Source organism: Sinomicrobium kalidii (genome assembly GCF_021183825.1).
In the GTDB taxonomy this organism is placed as follows: domain Bacteria; phylum Bacteroidota; class Bacteroidia; order Flavobacteriales; family Flavobacteriaceae; genus Sinomicrobium; species Sinomicrobium kalidii.
In genome coordinates this window covers 1,608,834-1,630,561 of sequence record NZ_CP089211.1, presented here as the reverse complement: position 1 = coordinate 1,630,561, position 21,728 = coordinate 1,608,834, and the positions used below count along the sequence as shown (strand labels likewise).

At 43.5% G+C, this 21,728-nt stretch carries 25 protein-coding genes, 2 tRNA genes and 1 pseudogene; 7 read left to right on the top strand and 21 right to left on the bottom strand.

Translation table 11 applies throughout. The features are described 5' to 3' along the window. The first annotated feature begins 229 nt into the window (after window positions 1-229). From LS482_RS06570 to nagA, 3 genes are all read left to right on the top strand, one after another. Complete coding sequence (locus LS482_RS06570) at window positions 230-715, top strand: GNAT family N-acetyltransferase (RefSeq protein ID WP_233030955.1); 486 nt, start codon at window positions 230-232, stop codon at window positions 713-715. A 101-nt stretch (window positions 716-816) separates the two neighbouring features. Beyond that, window positions 817-2,067, top strand: a complete 1,251-nt coding sequence (locus LS482_RS06565; RefSeq protein WP_233030954.1) for an aspartate kinase — start codon at window positions 817-819, stop codon at window positions 2,065-2,067. Window positions 2,068-2,118: 51 nt separating this feature from the next. Further along, complete coding sequence (gene nagA, locus LS482_RS06560; protein WP_233030953.1) at window positions 2,119-3,219, top strand: N-acetylglucosamine-6-phosphate deacetylase; 1,101 nt, start codon at window positions 2,119-2,121, stop codon at window positions 3,217-3,219. A gap of 1 nt (window position 3,220) precedes the next feature. On the opposite strand, the gene LS482_RS06555 is transcribed toward nagA, so the two are convergent. The 12 genes from LS482_RS06555 to LS482_RS06500 form a co-directional block, all read right to left on the bottom strand. Further along, a complete protein-coding gene (locus tag LS482_RS06555) occupies window positions 3,221-4,270 on the bottom strand; it encodes an ABC transporter permease (protein WP_233030952.1) in 1,050 nt (349 codons plus the stop codon). Further along, window positions 4,245-5,216 carry an ABC transporter ATP-binding protein gene (locus LS482_RS06550; protein ID WP_233030951.1) on the bottom strand — a complete coding sequence of 324 codons (972 nt, stop codon included), beginning with the start codon at window positions 5,214-5,216 and terminating at the stop codon, window positions 4,245-4,247. Before LS482_RS06550 ends, LS482_RS06555 begins: the two co-directional genes overlap by 26 nt. 3 nt (window positions 5,217-5,219) lie before the next feature. Beyond that, window positions 5,220-6,365 carry a COG1470 family protein gene (locus LS482_RS06545; protein ID WP_367890597.1) on the bottom strand — a complete coding sequence of 382 codons (1,146 nt, stop codon included), beginning with the start codon at window positions 6,363-6,365 and terminating at the stop codon, window positions 5,220-5,222. 858 nt (window positions 6,366-7,223) lie between these two features. Next, on the bottom strand, window positions 7,224-7,949 hold the full coding sequence (locus LS482_RS06540) for a superoxide dismutase (protein WP_233030949.1): 726 nt from the start codon (window positions 7,947-7,949) through the stop codon (window positions 7,224-7,226). Window positions 7,950-8,294: 345 nt separating this feature from the next. Continuing rightward, window positions 8,295-8,369: transfer RNA gene (locus LS482_RS06535), tRNA-Val, on the bottom strand. Between the two features lie 80 nt (window positions 8,370-8,449). Beyond that, window positions 8,450-8,524: transfer RNA gene (locus tag LS482_RS06530), tRNA-Val, on the bottom strand. A gap of 132 nt (window positions 8,525-8,656) precedes the next feature. After that, window positions 8,657-9,868 carry a bifunctional folylpolyglutamate synthase/dihydrofolate synthase gene (locus tag LS482_RS06525; protein ID WP_233030948.1) on the bottom strand — a complete coding sequence of 404 codons (1,212 nt, stop codon included), beginning with the start codon at window positions 9,866-9,868 and terminating at the stop codon, window positions 8,657-8,659. A gap of 107 nt (window positions 9,869-9,975) precedes the next feature. After that, window positions 9,976-10,824, bottom strand: coding sequence for an energy transducer TonB (locus tag LS482_RS06520; RefSeq protein WP_233030947.1), 849 nt, complete (start codon window positions 10,822-10,824; stop codon window positions 9,976-9,978). A gap of 4 nt (window positions 10,825-10,828) precedes the next feature. Then, complete coding sequence (locus LS482_RS06515) at window positions 10,829-11,215, bottom strand: ExbD/TolR family protein (protein WP_233030946.1); 387 nt, start codon at window positions 11,213-11,215, stop codon at window positions 10,829-10,831. Window positions 11,216-11,429: 214 nt separating this feature from the next. Then, window positions 11,430-12,119 carry a MotA/TolQ/ExbB proton channel family protein gene (locus LS482_RS06510; protein ID WP_233030945.1) on the bottom strand — a complete coding sequence of 230 codons (690 nt, stop codon included), beginning with the start codon at window positions 12,117-12,119 and terminating at the stop codon, window positions 11,430-11,432. Between the two features lie 181 nt (window positions 12,120-12,300). Continuing rightward, on the bottom strand, window positions 12,301-13,527 hold the full coding sequence (locus tag LS482_RS06505) for a Glu/Leu/Phe/Val dehydrogenase dimerization domain-containing protein (RefSeq protein ID WP_233030944.1): 1,227 nt from the start codon (window positions 13,525-13,527) through the stop codon (window positions 12,301-12,303). 60 nt (window positions 13,528-13,587) lie between these two features. Further along, window positions 13,588-15,036 (bottom strand): alanine/glycine:cation symporter family protein, encoded by a 1,449-nt coding sequence (locus LS482_RS06500; RefSeq protein WP_233030943.1) that lies wholly within the window; start codon window positions 15,034-15,036, stop codon window positions 13,588-13,590. A gap of 286 nt (window positions 15,037-15,322) precedes the next feature. Here LS482_RS06500 and LS482_RS06495 point away from each other — a divergent pair, with 286 nt between their 5' ends. Next, the gene (locus LS482_RS06495) at window positions 15,323-16,465 is read left to right on the top strand and encodes an acyl-CoA dehydrogenase (RefSeq protein ID WP_233030942.1); all 1,143 of its coding nucleotides are present in this window, start codon (window positions 15,323-15,325) and stop codon (window positions 16,463-16,465) included. Window positions 16,466-16,563: 98 nt separating this feature from the next. Here LS482_RS06495 and LS482_RS06490 read toward each other — a convergent pair whose 3' ends face one another. After that, a complete protein-coding gene (locus LS482_RS06490; protein ID WP_233030941.1) occupies window positions 16,564-16,857 on the bottom strand; it encodes a hypothetical protein in 294 nt (97 codons plus the stop codon). 664 nt (window positions 16,858-17,521) lie between these two features. On the opposite strand from LS482_RS06490, the gene LS482_RS06485 reads away from it, so the two are divergent. Then, window positions 17,522-17,992, top strand: coding sequence for a hypothetical protein (locus LS482_RS06485; RefSeq protein ID WP_233030940.1), 471 nt, complete (start codon window positions 17,522-17,524; stop codon window positions 17,990-17,992). Here the strand turns inward: LS482_RS06485 and LS482_RS06480 are convergent. After that, complete coding sequence (locus LS482_RS06480) at window positions 17,964-18,236, bottom strand: hypothetical protein (RefSeq protein ID WP_233030939.1); 273 nt, start codon at window positions 18,234-18,236, stop codon at window positions 17,964-17,966. The two genes, LS482_RS06485 and LS482_RS06480, sit on opposite strands and share 29 nt — an antisense overlap. Before the next feature lie 152 nt (window positions 18,237-18,388). Here LS482_RS06480 and LS482_RS06475 point away from each other — a divergent pair, with 152 nt between their 5' ends. Continuing rightward, window positions 18,389-18,610 carry a hypothetical protein gene (locus LS482_RS06475; RefSeq protein WP_233030938.1) on the top strand — a complete coding sequence of 74 codons (222 nt, stop codon included), beginning with the start codon at window positions 18,389-18,391 and terminating at the stop codon, window positions 18,608-18,610. A 2-nt stretch (window positions 18,611-18,612) separates the two neighbouring features. After that, window positions 18,613-18,924 (top strand): type II toxin-antitoxin system RelE/ParE family toxin, encoded by a 312-nt coding sequence (locus LS482_RS06470; RefSeq protein ID WP_233030937.1) that lies wholly within the window; start codon window positions 18,613-18,615, stop codon window positions 18,922-18,924. A 24-nt stretch (window positions 18,925-18,948) separates the two neighbouring features. Here the strand turns inward: LS482_RS06470 and LS482_RS21750 are convergent. The 7 genes and pseudogenes from LS482_RS21750 to LS482_RS06440 form a co-directional block, all read right to left on the bottom strand. Beyond that, window positions 18,949-19,101, bottom strand: a pseudogene (locus tag LS482_RS21750) (HepT-like ribonuclease domain-containing protein); the annotation flags it as partial. A gap of 136 nt (window positions 19,102-19,237) precedes the next feature. Beyond that, window positions 19,238-19,498 (bottom strand): Txe/YoeB family addiction module toxin, encoded by a 261-nt coding sequence (locus LS482_RS06465; RefSeq protein ID WP_233030936.1) that lies wholly within the window; start codon window positions 19,496-19,498, stop codon window positions 19,238-19,240. Beyond that, entirely contained in the window at window positions 19,498-19,746 is a 249-nt protein-coding gene (locus LS482_RS06460; protein WP_233030935.1) for a type II toxin-antitoxin system Phd/YefM family antitoxin, read from the bottom strand. The genes LS482_RS06465 and LS482_RS06460 overlap by 1 nt, the downstream gene beginning before the upstream one ends. A 325-nt stretch (window positions 19,747-20,071) precedes the next feature. Then, window positions 20,072-20,314, bottom strand: coding sequence for a hypothetical protein (locus tag LS482_RS06455; RefSeq protein ID WP_233030934.1), 243 nt, complete (start codon window positions 20,312-20,314; stop codon window positions 20,072-20,074). Between the two features lie 186 nt (window positions 20,315-20,500). Then, complete coding sequence (locus LS482_RS06450) at window positions 20,501-20,890, bottom strand: putative toxin-antitoxin system toxin component, PIN family (protein WP_233030933.1); 390 nt, start codon at window positions 20,888-20,890, stop codon at window positions 20,501-20,503. 13 nt (window positions 20,891-20,903) lie between these two features. Next, entirely contained in the window at window positions 20,904-21,212 is a 309-nt protein-coding gene (locus tag LS482_RS06445; protein WP_233030932.1) for a hypothetical protein, read from the bottom strand. A 200-nt stretch (window positions 21,213-21,412) separates the two neighbouring features. Continuing rightward, window positions 21,413-21,616, bottom strand: coding sequence for a helix-turn-helix transcriptional regulator (locus tag LS482_RS06440; protein ID WP_233030931.1), 204 nt, complete (start codon window positions 21,614-21,616; stop codon window positions 21,413-21,415). Window positions 21,617-21,728: the final 112 nt, after the last annotated feature.

The following is a 21,728-nucleotide window of genomic DNA, read 5'->3' as shown; positions in this document are numbered from 1 at the left end:
TAAAGGCAACCTTTGTCAGTAACTGCGTGTATTTTCCCCTGCTTAATGGTCATTTTCCGGAATTCAACCCCGATGTTTGATAAGAATCTGTATGAATGACGTTGTCCCGGTCACAAATATCGACAAAATTGTGAAACTAAAACGATTTCGGAAGGAATTTATTCCCAGTTAAAAAATACTTATATAACTTTGTGTTACATTTAGAACAGCAAAGAAAATCGGAACAACAATGGCGCCATATATTATCAGAGATGCTACAATAGGGGATATGCCCGGAGTCATGGCATTAATCGAAGAACTGGCAGTTTTTGAAAAAGAACCGGATGCGGTGGAGATCACTGTGGAAGACCTCGAACGGGACGGTTTCGGGGAAAAACCTGCCTTTCACTGTTTTGTGGCCGAAATGGAAGATAATATTGCAGGGATTGCACTGGTGTATCCGCGTTATTCTACCTGGAAGGGAATTGCCTTACACCTGGAAGATCTTGTTGTGTCCCGTAAATACCGGGGTAAGGGCCTGGGGAAGGCATTGCTGTCGAGGGTGATCGAATACGGTCATGAACTCGGGGTAAAACGGATAAACTGGGAAGTGCTCGACTGGAACGAACCGGCTATTAAGTTTTATGAACACAACGGCGCCCGCATCATTAAAGAATGGAATGTAGTACACCTTGACGAGAAGGGCATAGCCAACTATGTTGCCAACCTCAAATAACAGGACAGATCAGGGGAAAAACAGTAATGAACGAGTGGTAAAGAAAGAAAACGTGTTGTTTGATTTTCAGAACCCGACAATCGATAAGAGATAGAAAACCTATGAAAATATTTAAGTTCGGAGGAGCATCGGTCAAGGATGCCCAGGGGGTCAAGAATGTGGTGAAGGTATTGGAAACCGTAGGATATGACAATACCCTTCTTGTGGTCTCTGCAATGGGAAAGACCACCAATGCCCTTGAAGAAGTTATAAATAACTACTTTCACAATGAAGAAGAGTTACAGCGTTCAATACAGGATGTAAAAAAATATCACGACAAGATATTGCTCGAACTCTTTGAAAGGGAAAGCCACCCCGTTTTCTGGAAAGTGGACGGACTTTTTGCAGAACTGAGTTCCTTTCTGGGAAGAAACAAATCGCCCAACTACAGTTTTGTGTATGACCAGGTGATAGGTTTCGGTGAACTGGTCTCCACTACAATAATAAGCCAGTATATGCTGGAAACCGGTATCAAAAACACCTGGCTCGACGTGCGGAACTTTATCAAGACCGATGACAGTTATCGCGATGCCAGTGTAGATTGGGAAAACACGCAACAAAACATAAATGAAGGGGTGAATAAAAGTCTGCTGAATATTACCCAGGGATTTCTGGGGAGCGATCCCAATAATTTTACTACCACACTCGGCAGGGAAGGCTCGGATTACACGGCGGCGATATTTGCATACTGTCTCAACGCGGAGAGCGTTACCATATGGAAAGACGTACCCGGCGTACTGAATGCCGACCCGAGGTATTTTGAGAATGCCCGGCTGCTCAATCAGATTTCCTATACGGAAGCCATAGAACTGGCATTTTACGGGGCATCCGTAATCCACCCCAAAACGTTACAACCCCTGCAACGCAAGGAAATACCGTTGTATGTGAAATCTTTCGTAAATCCCACGGAAAAGGGGACCAGTGTAAGCAAAGGACAACATCTGGAGCCTCAGATCCCGTGTTTTATCGTGAAAAAGAATCAGGTGTTGATCTCCCTTTCTTCCCTCGATTTCTCTTTTATTGTGGAAGACAATATCAGCGAAATATTCAGGTTGCTTCACGACCACCGGATGAAGGTGGATGTTATCCAGAACTCTGCCATTAGTTTTTCGGTATGTGTGGACAATAAATTCAACAAGCTCCAGGACCTGTTGAATATACTCAAGGCCAAGTTTAAGGTAGAGTGCGAGGAAGGAGTATCGCTCTACACGGTGAGGCATGCCACAACAGAGTCCCTGGACGAACTGGAAAACGACAAGGAGATATTGCTGAAACAACGACTACAGAACACCGTACAGCTTGTGGCCAGGTAGGTTCTTTCGCCGGAACATTTTTGTATATTTATCCGGTATAAGACCGTGCCTATGCCGATAGCCTATACCAATGCCTGGATATTTACCGGAGATTCCATCGAAACGGATAAAGCTGTCCTTGTCCGGGATGGCGTTATTGAAGATGTTATCCCTGTTGAAAATATTCCAGAGGAATACCGCAGGGAAGACCTGGGCGGAATGTACCTCGCGCCCGCCTTTATTGACCTTCAGATTTATGGTGGCGACGGAAAATTGTTTTCCCATGAGTTAAGTGTAGCCTCTCTTCAGGCTACCTATTCGTATTGCCTGCGTGGCGGATGTACGCATTTTATGATTACGCTGGCCACCAATACCATAGAAAAATTCCTGAAAGGCCTTGAAGTGGCAAAGACGTATTTGGAGGAAGGGGGGAAGGGGCTTCTCGGGGTTCACCTGGAAGGACCGTATATCAGTCCCGACAAACGCGGTGCACATCTCCGGGAATGTGTCAAGTCACCTACCCCGGAAGAAATAGAACTGCTGATGCGCAAGGGCGGGGACCTTTTTAAAATGATGACCCTTGCCCCGGAGCAGTGCAGTGATAAAGTACTCGATCTTTTGCTGGAAAACGGGGTCCTGGTTTCTGCCGGACACAGTAATGCCACTTATGAAGAAGCCATGTACGGCTTTAACCGGGGTATACCCGCTGCCACACACCTTTTCAATGCCATGTCGCCCCTGCACCACCGGGCGCCGGGTGTGGTCGGTGCCGTATTCGATCATTCTTTGGCCATGGCGAGTATTGTCTGTGACGGTGTCCATGTGGATTATGCCGTTATCCGGACAGCAAAGAAGATTATGAAAGACCGTTTGTTCTTTATCACGGATGCTGTGACCGAGATCCGGGAGGGCGAATACCAGCACCTGTTCAGGGACGACAGGTATGTATTGCCGGACGGAACCTTGTCCGGGTCGGCCCTGAACATGATGCAGTGTGTGCGGAATGCGGTCAGGTATGCCGGAATTCCTTTGGAAGAAGCCCTTCGGATGACATCGGCCTACCCTGCCCGGCTTCTTAAAAGCAACAGGCTCGGCCGTATTGGAAAAGGATGTAAGGCCGATATGGTTGTTTTTGACGGCGATCTGAAAATCCACCGGACCATTGTTTCCTGAATCAGGACCTCACCTCTTGTCGCATAAACAAATAATAGGAAAGGGAAAAACAGAGTACTGTAACGGCTATAAGTCCGGTAAGTTGCGGCCATACGATCATAAGGCTGTCCTTGAGGGACAGTGAAGACGGAATTGCCCGATGCATCTGTTGCATGGACAATGGTCCGAGGCTCCTTACCGAAGGTACCAGCAAGGTTGTGGTAGCATCGGAAAATAACCGGCTGGGGGCTATGTCGAGCAACTGTACTGCAAGCCTTGTAATCCCCCGTCTGCCAAACGGGCTTGTCGGGGTCAGGGCCTTTGCGGTCATACCTATGATGATCTGGTAAAAAACCGTGAAAAACAGCCATACGGCAATGGAAGTAAGGGCAGAAGTAGCCGCCCGTTTAAATTTTACGGAGAAAAGGATAGAAAGGTTTAGCCAGAATGCGATATAGATAACGGATAGGAAAGTAAAGGCCATGATCCTGAGAAATTCTTCCGGTGAGGGGGACAATCCCGTTATAACCATGCCGAGTCCTACCATGAATAAACTGAGTGCAAAAAACAGTATGCCGGTAATGATCAGTGCTCCCGTGAACTTGGCATTGATAACATAATCGCGGTGTATGGGCTGCGCCATGATCCGGACAAGTGTTCCGCCGGTTTGTTCGGAATTCACTGCGTCAAATCCCATACCAATACCCAGGAGCGGCCCCAGGAAACCCAGAAGAATATGAAACGGGGGAAGGGAGCCGTCTGATGCCGTAAACAGTTTCAGGAAAACAAAATCACTGTTGGGGTCCCTGGTGTTGGCCAGGGCTTCCGGGAGATTGGTTATGGAGATATACAGCGAACCGAAACAGGTAAGCACTATCATCATAAGGAGAATGATAAAACGCCAGCTCCTGATATGGTCTGCAACCTCTTTCCGGACAATGGCCCAAAAAGGATGGACCGGGCTGCCTTTTTCTGTTTTTTTTCCGGATATAAGATTCCGCATTAACATGCCGTCCGGGAAAAAATCTTTTATGCGATTGAGGGGGTTATGCAATTTTCGGGTAATTCTCATGATTTCCTTCAAAATAGCGTTGGTAAATATCGTCCAGTCCGTATTCCTTCCTGCACAGGTACTGAATGTTCAGGTTGGCTTCTACCAGGGTTTTTGCAATCACCGGGGTTATGTCGCTGGTGCAGGCAATAAGCATCCTTTCATTAGCTTGCTTTACACTGCTTACCTCCCTGATGTTGCATAAAATATCCTTTATCGGATGGTTTTCCGGTGAAAAAGGAGGTTTTATCTCAACTTCCACTATATAGGGTTCGCTGTTGAACAATGTTTTGGATAATGCGGGGATATCTCCGCGAGCGATCATGGAACCGCGAACAAAAATCCCGACCCGGTCACATACCTGTTGTACCTGGTGAAGATGATGGGAAGAGAGCAATACGGTGAGTTGCTGTTCCCTGCTCAGCCTTCGGATCAGTTCTAAAAATTCACGTACCCCTGAGGGATCGATACCCAGTGTAGGTTCATCGAGTATGATGACCTCGGGGTTTTTGATCAGCACGTCCGCCAGACCGAGGCGCTGTTTCATCCCCCGTGAGTAGGTGCCTACCTTTTTATGGGCAACATTTTCCAGTCCAACCCTTTTCAGTAATTCGAGGGCCCGGGGTTTTATTTCTTTTTCGGCCATGCGGTTAAGCCGGGCAATATAGGCCAGGTTTTCCAGCCCTGTCCGGTTTTCGTAGAAACCGACATTGTCCGGCAGGTATCCCACACGTTTTTTGACCTCAATGGGGGCCGATGTAGCATCAAACCCGCATACCCTGGCGTAACCCGAGGTAGGTTCGGTGAGTCCCAGCATCATCAGAATGGTGGTGGACTTACCCGCCCCGTTGGGTCCGAGGAGACCGAAAACCTCCCCTTTTTCGATATCCAGGTTGAGTTTATTAACCGCCTTCAGGGTCCCGTATTCCTTGGTCAGGTCCTTAAGTTCTATAATAGATGATTTCATGGTTTATCTCCTTCCGTATTTTCGGATTAGGATATATACACTTCCAATGGCAATGAGTATAATGAGGATACCTGCCCAGCCCGTAAGCACAGATGTTTTTACTGAAATCCTGAATGAGGCTTCAGACTTTGCTTCGGGAGATGTAGCCTGCAGGTCTGCCATGTAATCGCCTGCAAGTGCTTTGTTATCTACGGCAATAGTGGCATGGACTTCTTCGCTTTTACCGGATTCCAGGTGGTTGATTTTTTCAGGTTCAAAGGTAACCTCCCAGTTTACCGGGGTCTTGGCTTTCAGTTCTATATTGTCTACGGCTGCCGAGCCGGTGTTTTTCACAAGAAGTTTGATCTTCTTTTTACCTCCTGAAGTGACTTTGGTGCTTAGCCGTCCTGTGGGAGTAGTGAGGGATATGTCATAAGTCCCCGTAATCACCGATTCCAGTTCCAGCCTGGCGGAAATGCTTCCCGAACCTGCAATTACCGGAATTTTATAGGTTCCGGCCTTTATCTCTGCCGGGGGGTAGACTTCTATGGTTATTCTCTGGGTCTGATTAGGTTCCACATTTACGGAAGACACCTGTTTTCCACCGACTTTATAGCGGACGTTCCATCCGCGTGGTTTCATGGCGCGGAGTGCATATACTTCGTTTTCCCCACTGCCGTTTCTCAGTTCGGCATTGTATGTAAAGGTGGAATTGGCTGCGCCCTGGATATTGGTCTGTTTGGAGCTGAACTGTGCTTGTGACGAACCTTTCCGGGAAACGGTAACTGCAAGAGGTAATGTGGAGTAACCCTGTGCCGTAACATTAAAATTATAAGTGCCCTTGTCTATTTTAAAGGGAACATTGACGGTTAGTGACAGGGTTTTCTTTTCTCCGGGAAGTACAGAAATCTCTTCGATATCGTACCCACCGGACTTGAGTTCATAGTGCCATTCTTCCGGTAGCCCCGAAATTGTAACCCGGGAGGTCCTGGTAGCTCCGGTCTTGTTGATCACGTCTACCGAATAGTTTAAGGATTCACCCGGAGGGACTGTTATTTTAGTATAAGGGGTGTAAAGAGACACTCCCTGTGCACTTGTAGTGTGCGGTAATAAGTGAATGAAAGTAAAAAGAAAAAAAAGACAAGACAGGTGTTTTGTACAAGTGAACATAGTTTAATTATCATTAAATTAATACTAAAGTCTAAGTACAGGTAACAAATGAGGTATTTTGACTTAAAGTGTTATTTTTTTGTCTGTTTCAGTAAAATTTATGTTTGTTTTGTCAAAAAACCGGCACTAAACTATTAAATCTGAGAATAAGTAAATATTAAAGAAATCTTAAAATTCAAAAAGGATATAGGAGCAGGATCAAAGGTTGTAGGGTTTTTCGCTTATTGTAAGTTTCCGGTTTTGGTTTTGCCACGGATACACGAATGTTTTTTGGATTGAATGTTGTATGTGAGGCTGATATATCGTAAACCCGGGATCGTTTCCGGTTTCCCTTCATTTGCAAAAAACAAAACCACGCTGTAAAATTGTATTTTGGTTATTTAGGTATCACGCACGAACTCAATAACCTGTCGTTAACCTGTTAACCCAACAACAAGAATATAATTTTTATATTACTCAAGGGCTGCAATAAATGACCCTCAATCGAGGTCAATACAAACACTGTAACAAAAAGGAACTATTTAATAAATCGCAAGTCGTACTTCTTATGTCCTACTGTCTTGCATCTGAACCCCAACAATGTCCAATAACTTTTAGGGTTGATCCGGGATATTCCCGCGCATTTCTTTTAAGGTTCGGATTTCAGGTGATGCAACTATGATAAAGAATCTCTGGGTATGTAATATATTACAACAAAACAAAAGTCATAATGAACAAAAACCTCTTCGAAGAGAGGCTTTTAATGTTATGTGGACCCTGGGATGCAGATCTCGAATCATTTTATGGATCATATGATTTATACTGGTGGTAGCAACACAAATGTGGGCATGTGGTCTTATTCTCTATCCCGGCAAAAAATTATCCGTGTAATTTTTTAGCGGTTACAAACCGTTCTGCCACATTGTCCCAGTCGATAATCTCCAATAGGGTATCTACAAAATCTCCTCTTTTGTTTTTGTATTTCAGGTAATAAGCGTGTTCCCAGACATCTATGACCAAAAGTGGAATAACGCCCCATTGGGTGAGTTTTTGATGGTTTTCACATTGCAATAAGGTTAACGATCGGGAATAGGGTTGGTATCCCAATATACCCCAACCGCTGCCTTCTACAGATTTGGATACTTTAGCCATATAGGCCTGCAGGCGGTCAAACGAACCGAAATCTTTCTCGATCTGCCGAAGAAGTTCCGCCTTAGGTTCTGTTTTCTTATTGGTCAGGTTCGTCCAGAAAATGGTGTGCAGGACATGGCTGGAAAAATGATACGCCAGTTTTCTTGTCCACAGGTCCGTCATGTCCATATCCCCGGTCCGGAGATGTTTTTTGATGTTCTCCAGATCTTTATTGGCCCCTTTTACCGCGCCACCGTGATGAAATTCAAAGTGGAGATGCAGCGTTTCTTCATCCATATAAGGTTCCAGGAAATTTTTGTTATAGGGAAGGGACTGCTGTATAAAATTTCCTTCGTTATCTACCAGTTTGTCGATACCGTTTTCGGTAACGTTCTGTGAAAAAACACTGTTGCCGGGCAGGATGGCCGCACCGCTTAAAATAGCCGAGTTTCTCAGAAATTCTTTTCGATTCATAGTTTGGGTTTTTGATGATTATGATAAAGCTAAAGTACAATTCTGTAGAAACTTGGGAAAACAAAGTGCCTTTTGTTATTCGAACATTACTTCGAAGACATGGAGTTTAATGGAAAGCCTGTTTTCCATGATAAGAACAAAATAAGCAATTAATTTTGTAGAAATACTGCCTGATTATATCTCTGTCCAAATATTATGATTCAAATTCCCGAGGAGCATCCAGATAAAAACATCGAATTCTTCCCATATTATGAAGTAGTTAAAAGTAGAAAATCTGGGCTATTTGATAAACAATTAAACAAAAAAAAGACAAACCAAAAAATATTTCTGATTTGTCCTGTTACGTGGGCCCTGCTGGATTCGAACCAGCGACCCCTTGCTTGTAAGGCAAGTGCTCTAAACCAACTGAGCTAAGAGCCCGATAAGAAAAATAAAATTTGTTATACCCAGTAAAAATCGGCTAATTTTAAAATACTTCTGAAGCCTTGTGTTTACTGTTGTGGGCCCTGCTGGATTCGAACCAGCGACCCCCTGCTTGTAAGGCAGGTGCTCTGAACCAACTGAGCTAAGAGCCCCACTAATATACTTTACTTAATGGTATGGATGAACTTTTTCCCCGGGCAAGCCTTGTATACTGCCCTTGGCGCGAATAGCGGATGCAAAAATACGATTGTTTTTTACACGTGCAAAATATTTATGTCATTTTTCTATAATATTTCAGCCACCACAAAAGTACTGCCGCCTACATAGATAAGGTCTCTTTTATCAGCCCGGGAAAGCGCCCTTTTATAAGCTTCTTTTACAGAAGGATACACTTCTCCCGACAGGCCGTGTTGCAGGGCATGATCCTGGAGCTCTTCCGGCGGAAGGGCCCTGGATATACCGGGAGATGTAAAATAATAGGCGGCTTCTTTCGGGAACAGCGGGAGTATGTTTTTCAGGTCTTTTCCCCTGACCATACCAAGTACAATATGTAGCATATCGAATTTTTCGTAGGCTATTTGCCCGAGTACCAGGCGTAATCCTTCGGCATTGTGGGCAGTATCGCAGATTACTTTCGGTTCGGTTTGTAATTGTTGCCATCTTCCTTTCAGTCCTGTATTTTGTACTACCCGTACCAGGCCGGAAAGGATGCTTTTTTCATTTATGGCAAAATTTTTCAGATGCCTGGCTGTGGTTATTGCAGCGCGGATGTTCTTCTTCTGATATATGCCGAGCAGATCACTTTCAAAATCCTCCAGTGAAAGGTCTTCTGCCAGGAATATCTCTGATTCGTTATCAAGGGCGACTTCGCGGAATACGGGAAAAGTTTCCTTTTGATATTCGCTTATGACCACGGGAATTCCCGGTTTGATGATCCCCGCTTTTTCAAACGCTATTTTTTCCAGCGTATCCCCGAGGATGTCCGTATGGTCGTAACCTATGTTGGTAATGACTGAAATTTCCGGAGTGATGACATTGGTGGAGTCCAGCCGGCCTCCCAATCCTACTTCAATAACGGCAATATCCACTTTTTTCCGGGCAAAAAAGTCGAAAGCCATGCCCACGGTCATTTCGAAGAAAGAGAGTTCGTGTTCTTCCAGGAAAGGTTTGTTGTTTTCGATAAAATTGATGACAAAATCTTCTTCGACCTCAATGCCGTTTATTTTTATCCGCTCTCTGAAGTCTTTGAGGTGGGGAGAAGTATACAGCCCCGTTTTGTAACCGGCTTCCTGTAAAATGGAGGCCAGCATATGGCTTACGGAGCCTTTTCCGTTGGTTCCGGCCACATGAATGGTTTTGATCTTTTTCTCCGGGTTGCCCAGGTGACGGCAAAATTCCCGGGTATTGTCCAGTTTGGGTTTTAAGGCTGTTTTACCCTGTTGCTGGTACATGGGCAACCTGTTGAACATCCATTGGAGTGTTTGTTGGTATGTCATGTAGTTTGATAGTGATTTTGCAGATTGATGTAGGGGTTTCTTTGTCTTCTTTATAGGTTGCGCTTCCCGATAGAGACGCACAGCCGTGCGTCTTTACGATGGGGGCTTTAATCCCCGAGTCTGAAGTTAATGACCACGAAACCGATCTGTCTGGAAGGCGCATCGGAGTCCGGGTTCCACTTGAACATAAGGGCGGTTTTTTTTGCGGGCTCCAGAAGGCAGGGATGATTGTTGGTGGTACCTTTTACTCCGGGGACGGCATCAATGACATTGCCGTTTTTATCCACTTCAATTTTTACCACAACCCTTCCTTCTTCATTACAGTCCTGTTGAACTTTTCCTCTGGAAAGCAGGGAACGGCCGCTAAGACCATAACCAACGCCTCCCGATCCTGTGCCGGGTGAACCGTAATAGCTGCTGGCATAAGGATCTCCTTCCGGGTTTCCCTTGTCACCTGCCCTGGTATCATCTCCTTCTCCGGTGTTTTCCGTACCCTCGGTCTTGGGGCCGTTCAGGATACTGGAAAGGGCGTCGGTGGTTGACTTGGAAGGCTTTTTGGGTTTCGGCTCTTCCCTGGGTTTTTCTTTTACAGGTTCGGTTTTTTTCTCGGTTACCGGTTTCTTTTTTTCTTCGGGAGAGATCACGGGGGCGTCTTCCGTATCATCGGTGAGAACTTCTTCCTGCGGTTCTTCCGCTTCCGTGGGTTCGGGTTCCGTTACCGTTTCTTCGGGTTGTTCTTCCTGTGTTTCCTCTTCCGGGGCAGACTTTACCTGTTCCACCGGTTGCACATCACCGGCGCCATACTCCGTAAAACCCAGGTTAACTGTGATTCCGCTCTCCGGGGGCGGGTCCATGTAGCTGATTCCCAGGTAAAAAAGGAGTGCCACGAGTATGGCCAGTAGCACCGTGGTCAGTGTGAATGATTTCTTTTTATGTCTTGTATCCAGAAACGACATTGTTTTATTTAGGTCTTACGGCCAGGATCACCTTAAAATTGTTCCTGTTGGCGATGTCCATAACATCAACTGCTTTTTCAATAGGGACACCTTCTTCGGCGCGGAGTATTATGGTAGGTTTTTCCTCGTTTTTGAGTTTTCTCTTGAGCTCGGTTTCGAGAAATTCCGGATTGACCTTCTGATCGTCCATGTAGTACTCCAGCTTTTTGTTGATACTTACCGAGACGTTCTGCACATTGGTCGATTTTCCCTTGGCCTTGGGAAGCAGCAGATCAAGGGCATTCGGTACACTCGACGTAAGCATGAAGAACACCAGTAACAGGAATACGATATCTGTCATGGAAGACATGCTGAATTCCGGCGATACTTTATTTCTTCCTTTTAGTTTCATTATATGGTTTCTTAATTCAACCCTTCGGCACTTTGTCCCGGTTACTATCGGGAAGAAGTAAGCTCAGGGTAACGGTTTAAGGTTCAATGTTCAAAGTTACGGGGTTGTAATCTCATTCGATCTTTGTTCTGTTACCGGGTTTTCCTTCTCCCCGTACATTACATACTTCTAATTTTGTACTTCCAGCTTCGTACTTCTGACTCCCAACTCCGTACTATGTCGGTTCGTTTAACAGGTCAAGGAATTCCACGGCATTGGCTTCCATTTGGTGAACTACCTTATCAGTACGCACCACCAGGTGGTTATAGCCTATGTAAGCAATAATACCTACTATCAGTCCTGCTACCGTAGTGGTCATGGCCGTGTAGATGCCTGATGCCAGGGCGCCGATTTCCGCTTGTCCGCCGCTGCTGGCCATTTCGTGGAATGCTATGATCATCCCTATTACGGTTCCCAGAAAACCGATCATGGGTGCTGCTCCTGCCACAGTGGCCAGGATGCTCACGTTCTTTTCCAGTTTATACACTTCAAGCGTGCCGGCATTTTCTATGGCCTTGTTGATGTCTTCCAGGGGTTTGCCTACTCTCGAAATCCCTTTTTCTATGAGTCTTGCAACGGGAGAATCGGTCTGTTCGCACAGGTTTTTCCCGGCTTCCAGCTTGCCGTTACTTACATGATCCCTGATCTGGTTCATGAAGTTTTTATCAATCCGGGATGCCGCTTTTATGGCAAACATCCGTTCAAAATAAATATAAAGGGCCACAAAGAGCAAAACGAACAGGATCAAAACTATTATAATACTTCCGGGACCCCCGCTGATAATGAGGTCGGCAACAGACAAGGTCTTTTCCTCAGAAAGTGCTTCTTCGGCTACATTCCGGGCAACGTCTTGAAATAGCATCATATATAAAAAGGTTTTTTGATAGTAAAACGGTTATACCGGCATAAAATTATGTTTGACATATGCCATTTGTTTTATATTGTGGCAACAATACGCACCAAAGATAATTAAAAAGAAGAACCCCCTGACGGCTGAGGGGGCAATTCTTTTTATACTGAAAACCATCTTTTTGTCTTGAGAAGTTTTATACCAATTGCCGTAAAGCTATTTCAAAAGCTGTGCTGCTTATGTCCGTTTTGGAAGGGCTTTGTTTGAAGGTGTGTTGTAATGCCTTTTTTACGGTATCGGAAGTGTCCTGAAAGATGGCGTTGTCGTTCATGGCTACCCGCCCTTCCATAAAATAGGCAAATACCCTGGCCATGCCACAGTTGGAAATAAAGTCCGGGATAAGGCTTACCTGCTTGTCGGTGTATTCCATAATGGGACCGAAAAAGATTTCCTTATCGGCAAAAGGTACGTTGGCACCGCAGGAAATTACCTCCAGTCCGGTATTGATGAGTTGTGTGATCTGTTCCCTGGTAATCAGTCTGGAGGCTGCACAGGGGGCAAATATTTCGGCTTGCAGTCCCCATATCTTTTTGTTCATTTCCTCAAACGAGACAGCTTCTTCATGTATCAGAGTATTGTCGTCCTTGTTGAGGAACATGGATTTCACTTCTTCGAGGGAAAAGCCGTCTTCACGGATAACTCCTCCTGAAATATCCATGATACCGACAATTTTAGCTCCCATTTGTGCGAGATAGAAAGCGGCGGCGGCTCCCACATTACCAAAGCCCTGTATTATGGCTTTTTTACCTTCCACATTACCACCGTATATATTGTAATAATGTCGTACGGCCTCGGCCACCCCATAACCGGTGATCATGTCGGCTACAGTATATTTCCTCCGGACGTCGGGAGAGTACTTTTCGTTCTCGATCACTTTGATAACACCTTGCCGAAGCTGTCCGATCCGGTTGATCTTGTCGGCTTCCGAAGGTTTGAAATGACCGTTGAAGACACCTTCCTGGGGATGCCATACACCACAGTCTTCGGTAATGGGAATCACCTCGTGTATTTCATCGACATTAAGATCGCCGCCAGTGCCGTAATAACTTTTCAGCAGGGGGGATACGGCTTTGTACCACCGTTCCAGGACGCCTTTTTTTCGCGGGTCTTTAGGGTCGAAGTTGATACCTGATTTTGCTCCGCCGATAGCAGGTCCGGATACGGTAAACTTAACTTCCATGGTCTTGGCCAGGGAAAGCACTTCGTTTACGTCCAGCCCCTTGCGCATCCGCGTACCACCTCCGGCGGCTCCGCCGCGGAGCGAATTGATCACTGTCCAGCCCTCGGCTTCCGTTTCCTGGTCCTGCCAGTGGAAAACGATTTCCGGGGTTTTGTTTTCGTACTGAGTTAATAATTCTTTCATCTGTTTTTTTGTGTGTAGTTTAGTGTTGTAACCTCGTTTGAGACGCACGGCCGTACGTTTCTACAGGTTTTTATTTTTGTATTCTTTCCAGAAATCCGCATTGCGGATCCCCAGTTTTTCGGGATCGAAAACAGGGGTTTTTTCCCTTTTCTTTTGTTCTTTATAGTCTTTCAGAGCTTTCAGGGCAGGCCTTTGGAGGAATAAAATGGCAATGATATTTATCCAGGCCATAAGCCCTACACCTATATCGCCCATATCCCAGGCTGTTTCGGCGCTTTTAATGGTACCATAGAAAACGGCCAGGAGGAGTACCGCACGCAATGCGAGTAATGCCCACCATGAACCTTTGCGGTCGAGGTAGCTGAGGTTTGTTTCTGCAATGTAGTAATAGGCCATGATAGTGGTGAATGCAAAAAAGAGCAGAGATATGGCCACAAACGGAGCGCCGACGGTAGGGAAATGATGGGCTATAGCCGCTTGGGTAAATGCGGGGCCTGCCTCGGTTGTTTTGTCCAGGTGTTGTACAATAAACTGGTCTTCGTTATCCGGGTGCTTCACGTTGTATGAATTGGTGAACAGTATCATAAGTGCGGTCGCCGTACACACGAACAGGGTGTCTACATATACGGAAAACGCCTGTACCAGTCCCTGTTTGGCGGGATGACTCACCTCTGCTGCTGCGGCGGCATGAGGTGCTGTACCCTGCCCGGCTTCATTAGAGTAGATACCGCGCTGAACTCCCCAGGCAATAGCAGAACCGAAAATGCCGGCAAAGATCTCTTCCATGCCAAACGCAGAACGGACAATCAGCATGAGCATTTGCGGTACTTCGCTTATGTTCATAAAGATAATGATCACAGCCATAAGCACGTAAGCCAATGCCATGAACGGCACCACGATCTCCGCTACTTTACTTATCCGCTTAATACCTCCGAAAATGATAAGTGCCAGCAATAGGCATACGCCGGCCCCTGTAATCCATGTCGGAAAGTTAAAGGCTTCCTGTACGCTCAGTGCAATACTATTGCTCTGAACACCGGGGAGGAAAAGGGCGGTAGAGGCAATGGTCACAACAGCAAACAACCAGGCAAACCACTTTACCCTCAGTCCCCGCTCTATGTAAAAAGCAGGACCACCACGATATTGTCCGTCTTTTACTTCCTTATATATTTGTCCCAGTGTAGCTTCAATAAAGGCAGAAGCCGAGCCTAACAGGGCAATGACCCACATCCAGAAAATGGCCCCGGGGCCGCCTGCGGCAATGGCAGTTGCCACCCCGGCGATGTTACCGGTCCCGACCCGGCCCGAAATGGCAATGGCAAATGCCTGGAATGAGGTGACCCCTTTTTTTGAAGATTCTCCCGAAAAAAGCAGTTTTACCATTTCCCGGATATGTGTTATCTGTAGGAATTTCGTAGCGATGGAAAAGTAGATCCCTGCAAACAGGCAGAGAACGACTAGTGGAGTGCTCCATACAATATTCTTTGCTTCCTTAATGATTTCTTCCATATAGTAATTTTGAGTTAGTGTAGTTTTTTATGATCCGGTTGAAAAAACAGGACAATAAAAGGGATTAATGTATTATTTTTATGTTATATATGTTATAGTGGATTTGTTTTTCTCCGGCATAAAATAAAGAAAATTATAGCATATTAAGGGGAAACTTTAAATAAGTTCTGTTTAAAAATAAAGGTGTTATTTTATTAAAAATTAATTTTAGGCCTCGAAAATAGGGTTTTTTATGCAGATTTTTCATTAATTTGTGTGGTTTTAAAACAAATAAGTACTATTAGAAATGGATTTTACGCTTACCGAAGAACAGGTTATGACCCGTGATGCAGCAAGAGATTTTGCTCAGGCCGAGTTGCTTCCCGGGGTTATAGAAAGAGATGAAAAACAGGAATTCCCCGCAGAACAGGTCCGGAAAATGGGAGCGTTGGGCTTTTTGGGAATGATGGTGTCTCCCGATTACGGGGGTAGCGGATTGGATACGGTATCCTACGCTTTGGCCATGGAAGAAATATCAAAGATAGATGCTTCGGCATCGGTAGTGATGAGTGTAAACAACTCATTGGTATGTTGGGGGCTGGAACATTACGGCACAGAAGAACAAAAGCAAAAATACCTCACCCGTTTGGCTAAGGGCGAAATCATCGGCGCTTTCTGCCTGTCAGAGCCCGAAGCCGGAAGTGATGCCACTTCGCAGAAAACTTCCGCTATAGATAAAGGAGACCATTACTTGCTGAACGGTACAAAAAACTGGATCACCAACGGAGGCACAGCCGATGTTTACCTGGTCATAGCCCAGACCGACGCCGGCAAAAAACATCGCGGGATCAATGCCCTGATCGTAGAAAAGGGGATGCGCGGTTTTGAAGTGGGCCCCAAGGAACAAAAGATGGGTATCCGCGGAAGTGATACGCATTCCCTGAATTTTAACGATGTAAAGGTGCCTAAGGAAAACCGTATCGGGGAAGATGGTTTCGGATTTAAATTCGCCATGAGAACCCTGGCAGGCGGGCGCATAGGTATTGCGAGCCAGGCGCTGGGAATTGCATCAGGCGCTTATGAACTGGCAAAAAAATACTCCAAAGTAAGAAAAGCTTTCGGAACGGAAATATGTAACCACCAGGCCATTGCTTTTAAACTGGCGGACATGCATACACAGATAGAAGCCGCACGGTATTTGGTGCTAAAAGCGGCGTGGGACAAAGACAACGGGAATGACTATGACCTTTCCGGCGCCATGGCCAAGGTGTATGCGTCGCAAGTGGCTATGGATACCTCTGTAGAAGCCGTACAGATACACGGGGGGAACGGTTATGTAAAAGAATATCATGTAGAACGTTTGATGCGCGATGCCAAGATCACCCAGATCTACGAAGGGACCTCGGAAATACAAAAGATCGTGATCTCCAGGAGTATTCTGGAGGATTAAACATGCGCTATTTAACAGGACATTCATAAACAAAAAAAAGAGACTGAAATTCAGTCTCTTTTTATAGGTTTACTCTAATATATTATAAGAGTGCCGGATTATTTCTGTATCCATTCACCGTTTTCGTTAGCGTAAAGTACAGCGGCTTCTTCACCTATGGTAACTTCCAGTTTGTACTCTTTGGCCTCGTTAACGTATGCTTGGGAAATAGTGGCACCTGCATAATCCCTTTCCAGGGCTTCTGTCACAGCTGCAGGAACTTCATCAGTACTGATCTCTGTGAATTCTTCCTGGTTTACAACGATGGCTACATCGTTATAATCTGCAATGGTGGCGGCTTGGGTAGCAAATCCTCCGAAAACTAATGCTGCTGCTAAAACTAACTTTCTCATGATTCTAAAATTTTAAGATTAAACTTACTGTCAATGTTTGTATTAGTTATATTGAAATTATAGTGCCGTTTTAGGTATTCTTATTAATAATGTTGTTAATTTTCTGTGCTTCAGTCAATTGTGTATTTCAGGGATTTTACGGATCTTTAATAATGTGTAACTTTAGTGTATAAATAAAGTTGTTGTGTGTAAACTATATACAATTAATAATTGTTTATCAGTTATTTAGGTGTGTTTGGTGCCCCCTTTTTTTTTAGAAATTAAGTTAAAAAGCAGGGCCTGGTTCTTTTTCGTTAGGCCTTAACCGTTTTTTACGGTTTTGAGAAATGACTTCGACTAACTTGTACACCATGGTGTTATTTTAATAACAAGCAATTAAAATCAGCTTTTTGAAACGGCGGGTTAAATTCTATAATAACCAGGGATATAAATAACTTCGATCCTTTACATTGGCATTTCTTCCTTATTTTATCGCAAAGGCTCACAAAACTGGGGCAAAGTGACGCAGAGATTCCCGTATATAAATTAAAAGTACAACGCAATAAGTGTTTTTTAAACATTTGTGTATCAGCGAATTGCGTTTTATATTTTTGAGAATATTTTGTATCTTGATTTGCGAAAAATGTTTTAAATCAATCAGTTATTAACTAAAAACTCAAGAGCAATGAGAAATGTAATCCAATCTAAGCTGACACCGGAAGATCAAAAAGAGATCGATGGCCTGATTTCCGAAATGGAACAGAAAGTGAAGGACAAATTAGCTGCACTCACCGAAGCAGAACGTACAAAATACGGCTCCATCAATGAGCAAAACAAGCTATTGGTAAACAAGGTACGGGATTATCATAAAAACAGCCCTAACCTCAGTGCACCCGAAATAGACTGGAAAGATTTTGAAAAGGATTATGATGCCCGTAATTTCCTGGAAACCCGAATGAACAGGTTACAAAGTATCGTTTACCAAATGGAAAGCACCAAAAAGATGCACGATTACGACAATTACAGGGATGCCCTTATCGACTATGGCTATGCCCAGTACAGAAAAGGTGCGGGAGAAAACGGCTATACCGAAAAAGTAGCAGAATTGAAACAATTCTTTCCACGCACTAATGGGACTGGTTCCGACCAGTTTTGATCATTATTTTAGGTCCGGAACCTAAACGTTTAGGTTCCGGACCTAAAATTTTAACCGAAACAGCCAAATGTTTAGGCGTATCAATGTCTCGTTTGGGCAAAATAAGGTCCCTTTTAGGTAAAACACGGATGTTTTTAAGTAAGTAGCCGTTATTTTTAGCCAAAAGGACTAAAACTTTAGGTCTTGAACCTAAAAATTTAGCCCCGGCACCTAAACTTTTAGAGGCCGGGGCTAAAAATTTCATTGTTTTATCCAAAAACTTCTATTTTTTGCCTAAAAACATCTTTGTTTTGCTTAAAAGCAACTAATTTTCGCCTAAATGGCGATATTTCTCGAAAAGGAATGATAGTTAAGATATGCTCATTAAATTTGTATCTTTACAAAAAAGTAATTCAAATGGATCTGCAAACCAGGAAAATAGAGTTCATTCAGGAATTTTTGAAACTCCAAAGCGAAGAAGCTATTGCCCGTCTCGAAAAATTACTTAAAAAAGAGCGGGAAACAGGTGCCAGCCCAATGACAAAGGAGGAACTAAACAGAAGAATAGACCAATCAGAAGCTGACTTTAAAAACAACCGGTTTAAACGCTCTTCGGAATTACTTTCTAAATACAAATAACAATGGAGGTTATTTGGTCGGAATTTGCAGAAGGGCAACTCGATGAAATTTTTGAATATTATAGCGAAAATGCAAGTGTCAGAATCGCAAAAAAATTGGTGAAAGGTTTAATCCACGAACCAGAAAAACTAATTCGCAACCCTTTTATCGGCCAAGTCGAACCACTTCTTCAAGGTAGAAAAGAGTCTTACCATTATTTAGTTTATAAAAACTATAAGATTATTTATTCGGTAAATGCTGAAAACGGTTTTATCAAAATTGCCGATGTTTTTGATGCACGCCAGAATCCGAAAAAAATGGAGAGAACCGAATAACACTTTTTCGTCTACATATTCAGGCTATTTTTTATTTAAGTCCCGGATTATGGTTTGAATTTGCTTTTTTAGGACAGGAATATCACTTACAGCCGTTTTCCAAATGGTTTCTGCCCTGACCCCAAAAGACTCATAGGCTATAAGGTTTCTCATGCCCTTCATTTTATGCCATTCTACATCGGCATATTTTTTTGGGTAGTATCAGAAATATATTTTCAATTTTTTCGACACTTTCAAAAATATGCTCTAACCTGAATAAATCCCGCTCCTTATTTTCCATAAACTATCTTCATATCAGGTAAAATATACTTTTTCACTTCCCATAGTGATAACGGCAGGCCGCTATCCACAATTCTTCATCCTCGTATTTATAAACCAGCCGATGTTCTGATGTTATCCGTCTCGACCAATATCCTTGTAAACCACCTTTCAGGGCCTCGGGTTTTCCTATGCCCTCAAAGGGTGTGCGCATACAGTTTTTTATCAACTCATTAATGCGCTTGACGATCTTTTTATCTACTTTTTGGCAATACAGATAATCATTCGAGGAAGTTGTAGACCAAATTAACCTCATTATTCAATCAGGTCTTTTTGAACACCTTTATCGCCTTCCAGCTCCTTAATAGACTTCAATAAAACATCCCTGTTTTTCCCGGTCAGCAGGTAGGTGGTCTCCTTTAATGAATTGTATTCATCCAGGGAAATCAGAACAAGGTCTTTTCCTCCTTTTCGCTTAATGACAATATCGCTTACATCATTGATTACCTTGTCGAACCAATGCTTCAGGTTAGCGCGAAAGTCTGTGTAGTTTACCGTTTCCATGATGCATGGATAATGAAAACGTACTTAAAAAAGTACTTTATTTGCAAATCCTTAAATATTTCTCCCGGATTTTTCCCGCAGATGACGCAGATTTCCGCAGAAAGCAATAAAAATCTGTGCCTATCTGCGTCATCTGCGGGCTGTCTTTTTAAGTTTGACTATTGGTTTTCTCATTTTTTAATCCATAATTCACATCAATCATGTCAATGAAATGAAAATTTTTGTCGTGTACTAAGCTTTTGGGCAACTCTTTTATTGGCTTTTATGGTGTAATAACTGTAGATGTCTTCTAATTTGCTTTCGGCAAGTTCTAACCAGTAGACCTCTAATCCCATTTTTGGATTTTAGCTTTTAAATCAGTTGCTTTTATCATTCGTCCATTTTTTGAGTCATCCATGGCCCGATCAATCTCAGCATCGTACTGTTCCATGCGCATCGGTTTAAAGCTTTTTTCAATCAGTTCTGCTTTTCTTTTCCGTAACAACTTTTCAAGTCCGCTAACGATGTCTTCGTTTTGGAGTCTTAAAAATTCCTGAACAAATAATATTTTCCGGGCTTCTAAATCCATGATCCTTTTGCTTTTATCCAAAGACACGAAATTACTGTTGACATGTTAAACTTTAGTTGTGGAAATGATCTTGATTCAACCAACCAAAAAACTCCCTTCTTCAATGGAAAGCCTACGATCGACCTTTGTTTTTGGTAGGTACTAATAATTCCCGGATATCAACATCCAGAACTTCTGCAATAGTTCTTAATACCGGGCCAGAAAGTCTGCTGCGGTTATAATAGGAATATCCTGGAAGGGATGTAACACCAACAAATCTTTATCTCCGCTAACGATACAAGCCGCATTGGTTGCAATGGCGAGTTCCAGGTATTTATTGTCGTCCGGGTCGCGCGAAGCATCTACAAAATTTGTGGGGTTTATCATTTTGCTTTCTCTTTTATACCGGGCTATGGCAATGAGTCGTTGATCAAGCGGTAGGTATTTATCAAACTTGGAGCGGAGAAAGCGGGTAGAAAATTCCTGGAAAGTAGCAGGAGAACAAAATGCAATACCCGATAGCAAAGCCTTTTCATAAGCCCTGCGGCTCACCGAGTTCTTTATCAGGTGGGCGCTTATAAGTACATTACAATCCAAAACAAAAGCCGGTTTAGTCATCTTCGGCCAGCAATTGGTCTAACAATTCCTGGTCCAGGCCATTTTTGGCCGCAATATCTCCTAATTCGTCCAGAAATTGCGTATACGATGGTGTATCTTCCTGTACTTTGTTAAAATGCTTTTGTAGTTCTTTATCTGTTGGCAGGGCATAACCTTTTGGCATTTTATCTGCATCTGCACTATCTTCTCCCCGCGTTATTACCCGGCCTATGAGTGCGGCAACCTGCTTACGCCATTTTTTGGACGATGCTTTCCATTTACGGGCCACAGTATCATCTACTTCCAAAACAATCTTACTCATGGCAATGAAAATTTTAATGTCACATCTTCAAAATTACAAAATAAAATAAACAATGAGATGATATAGATTTTTTGAGTTCTTTTTTAACTTCCATACAGAAACCTCTGTGTCCCTTTGTGCCTACTTTGTGTTTCTCTGTGGTAAAGCCAGGCCCATAACATGAAAAACCACAAGGACCACAAAGTTAACGGAAGGAAAAATTAATCTTTTTTGGTAGGTACTAATAATTCCCGAATGTCAACGTCCAATGCATGGGCTACTTCTACCAATGTTTCAAGGGAAGGTTGTATATCATTCCTGCACCAACGGGATATGGTAGTCCTACTTTTATCTAATTTCTCGGACAACCACTTATTTGTTCGATCTTTTTCTGCTAAAACAATCTTTATTCTATTTATCTTCATATTAGATGTTATTTGAACCACCTTATGGTGTATAAATATCAATTTAGATAAAATTAATCAATTAAAAATTTTTGATTTTAATCAAGTAATGTTATATTTGATGCATATAATG

Bases quoted from the DNA above. Each gene is read 5' to 3' on its own strand.
- LS482_RS06570 (WP_233030955.1), top strand. From the start codon at position 230: ATGGCGCCATATATTATCAGAGATGCTACAATAGGGGATATGCCCGGA.
- LS482_RS06565 (WP_233030954.1), top strand. From the start codon at position 817: ATGAAAATATTTAAGTTCGGAGGAGCATCGGTCAAGGATGCCCAGGGG.
- nagA (WP_233030953.1), top strand. From the start codon at position 2,119: ATGCCGATAGCCTATACCAATGCCTGGATATTTACCGGAGATTCCATC.
- LS482_RS06555 (WP_233030952.1), bottom strand. From the start codon at position 4,270: ATGAGAATTACCCGAAAATTGCATAACCCCCTCAATCGCATAAAAGAT.
- LS482_RS06550 (WP_233030951.1), bottom strand. From the start codon at position 5,216: ATGAAATCATCTATTATAGAACTTAAGGACCTGACCAAGGAATACGGG.
- LS482_RS06545 (WP_367890597.1), bottom strand. From the start codon at position 6,365: ATGTTCACTTGTACAAAACACCTGTCTTGTCTTTTTTTTCTTTTTACT.
- LS482_RS06540 (WP_233030949.1), bottom strand. From the start codon at position 7,949: ATGAATCGAAAAGAATTTCTGAGAAACTCGGCTATTTTAAGCGGTGCG.
- LS482_RS06525 (WP_233030948.1), bottom strand. From the start codon at position 9,868: ATGACATACCAACAAACACTCCAATGGATGTTCAACAGGTTGCCCATG.
- LS482_RS06520 (WP_233030947.1), bottom strand. From the start codon at position 10,824: ATGTCGTTTCTGGATACAAGACATAAAAAGAAATCATTCACACTGACC.
- LS482_RS06515 (WP_233030946.1), bottom strand. From the start codon at position 11,215: ATGAAACTAAAAGGAAGAAATAAAGTATCGCCGGAATTCAGCATGTCT.
- LS482_RS06510 (WP_233030945.1), bottom strand. From the start codon at position 12,119: ATGATGCTATTTCAAGACGTTGCCCGGAATGTAGCCGAAGAAGCACTT.
- LS482_RS06505 (WP_233030944.1), bottom strand. From the start codon at position 13,527: ATGAAAGAATTATTAACTCAGTACGAAAACAAAACCCCGGAAATCGTT.
- LS482_RS06500 (WP_233030943.1), bottom strand. From the start codon at position 15,036: ATGGAAGAAATCATTAAGGAAGCAAAGAATATTGTATGGAGCACTCCA.
- LS482_RS06495 (WP_233030942.1), top strand. From the start codon at position 15,323: ATGGATTTTACGCTTACCGAAGAACAGGTTATGACCCGTGATGCAGCA.
- LS482_RS06490 (WP_233030941.1), bottom strand. From the start codon at position 16,857: ATGAGAAAGTTAGTTTTAGCAGCAGCATTAGTTTTCGGAGGATTTGCT.
- LS482_RS06485 (WP_233030940.1), top strand. From the start codon at position 17,522: ATGAGAAATGTAATCCAATCTAAGCTGACACCGGAAGATCAAAAAGAG.
- LS482_RS06480 (WP_233030939.1), bottom strand. From the start codon at position 18,236: ATGAAATTTTTAGCCCCGGCCTCTAAAAGTTTAGGTGCCGGGGCTAAA.
- LS482_RS06475 (WP_233030938.1), top strand. From the start codon at position 18,389: ATGGATCTGCAAACCAGGAAAATAGAGTTCATTCAGGAATTTTTGAAA.
- LS482_RS06470 (WP_233030937.1), top strand. From the start codon at position 18,613: ATGGAGGTTATTTGGTCGGAATTTGCAGAAGGGCAACTCGATGAAATT.
- LS482_RS06465 (WP_233030936.1), bottom strand. From the start codon at position 19,498: ATGAGGTTAATTTGGTCTACAACTTCCTCGAATGATTATCTGTATTGC.
- LS482_RS06460 (WP_233030935.1), bottom strand. From the start codon at position 19,746: ATGGAAACGGTAAACTACACAGACTTTCGCGCTAACCTGAAGCATTGG.
- LS482_RS06455 (WP_233030934.1), bottom strand. From the start codon at position 20,314: ATGGATTTAGAAGCCCGGAAAATATTATTTGTTCAGGAATTTTTAAGA.
- LS482_RS06445 (WP_233030932.1), bottom strand. From the start codon at position 21,212: ATGAGTAAGATTGTTTTGGAAGTAGATGATACTGTGGCCCGTAAATGG.
- LS482_RS06440 (WP_233030931.1), bottom strand. From the start codon at position 21,616: ATGAAGATAAATAGAATAAAGATTGTTTTAGCAGAAAAAGATCGAACA.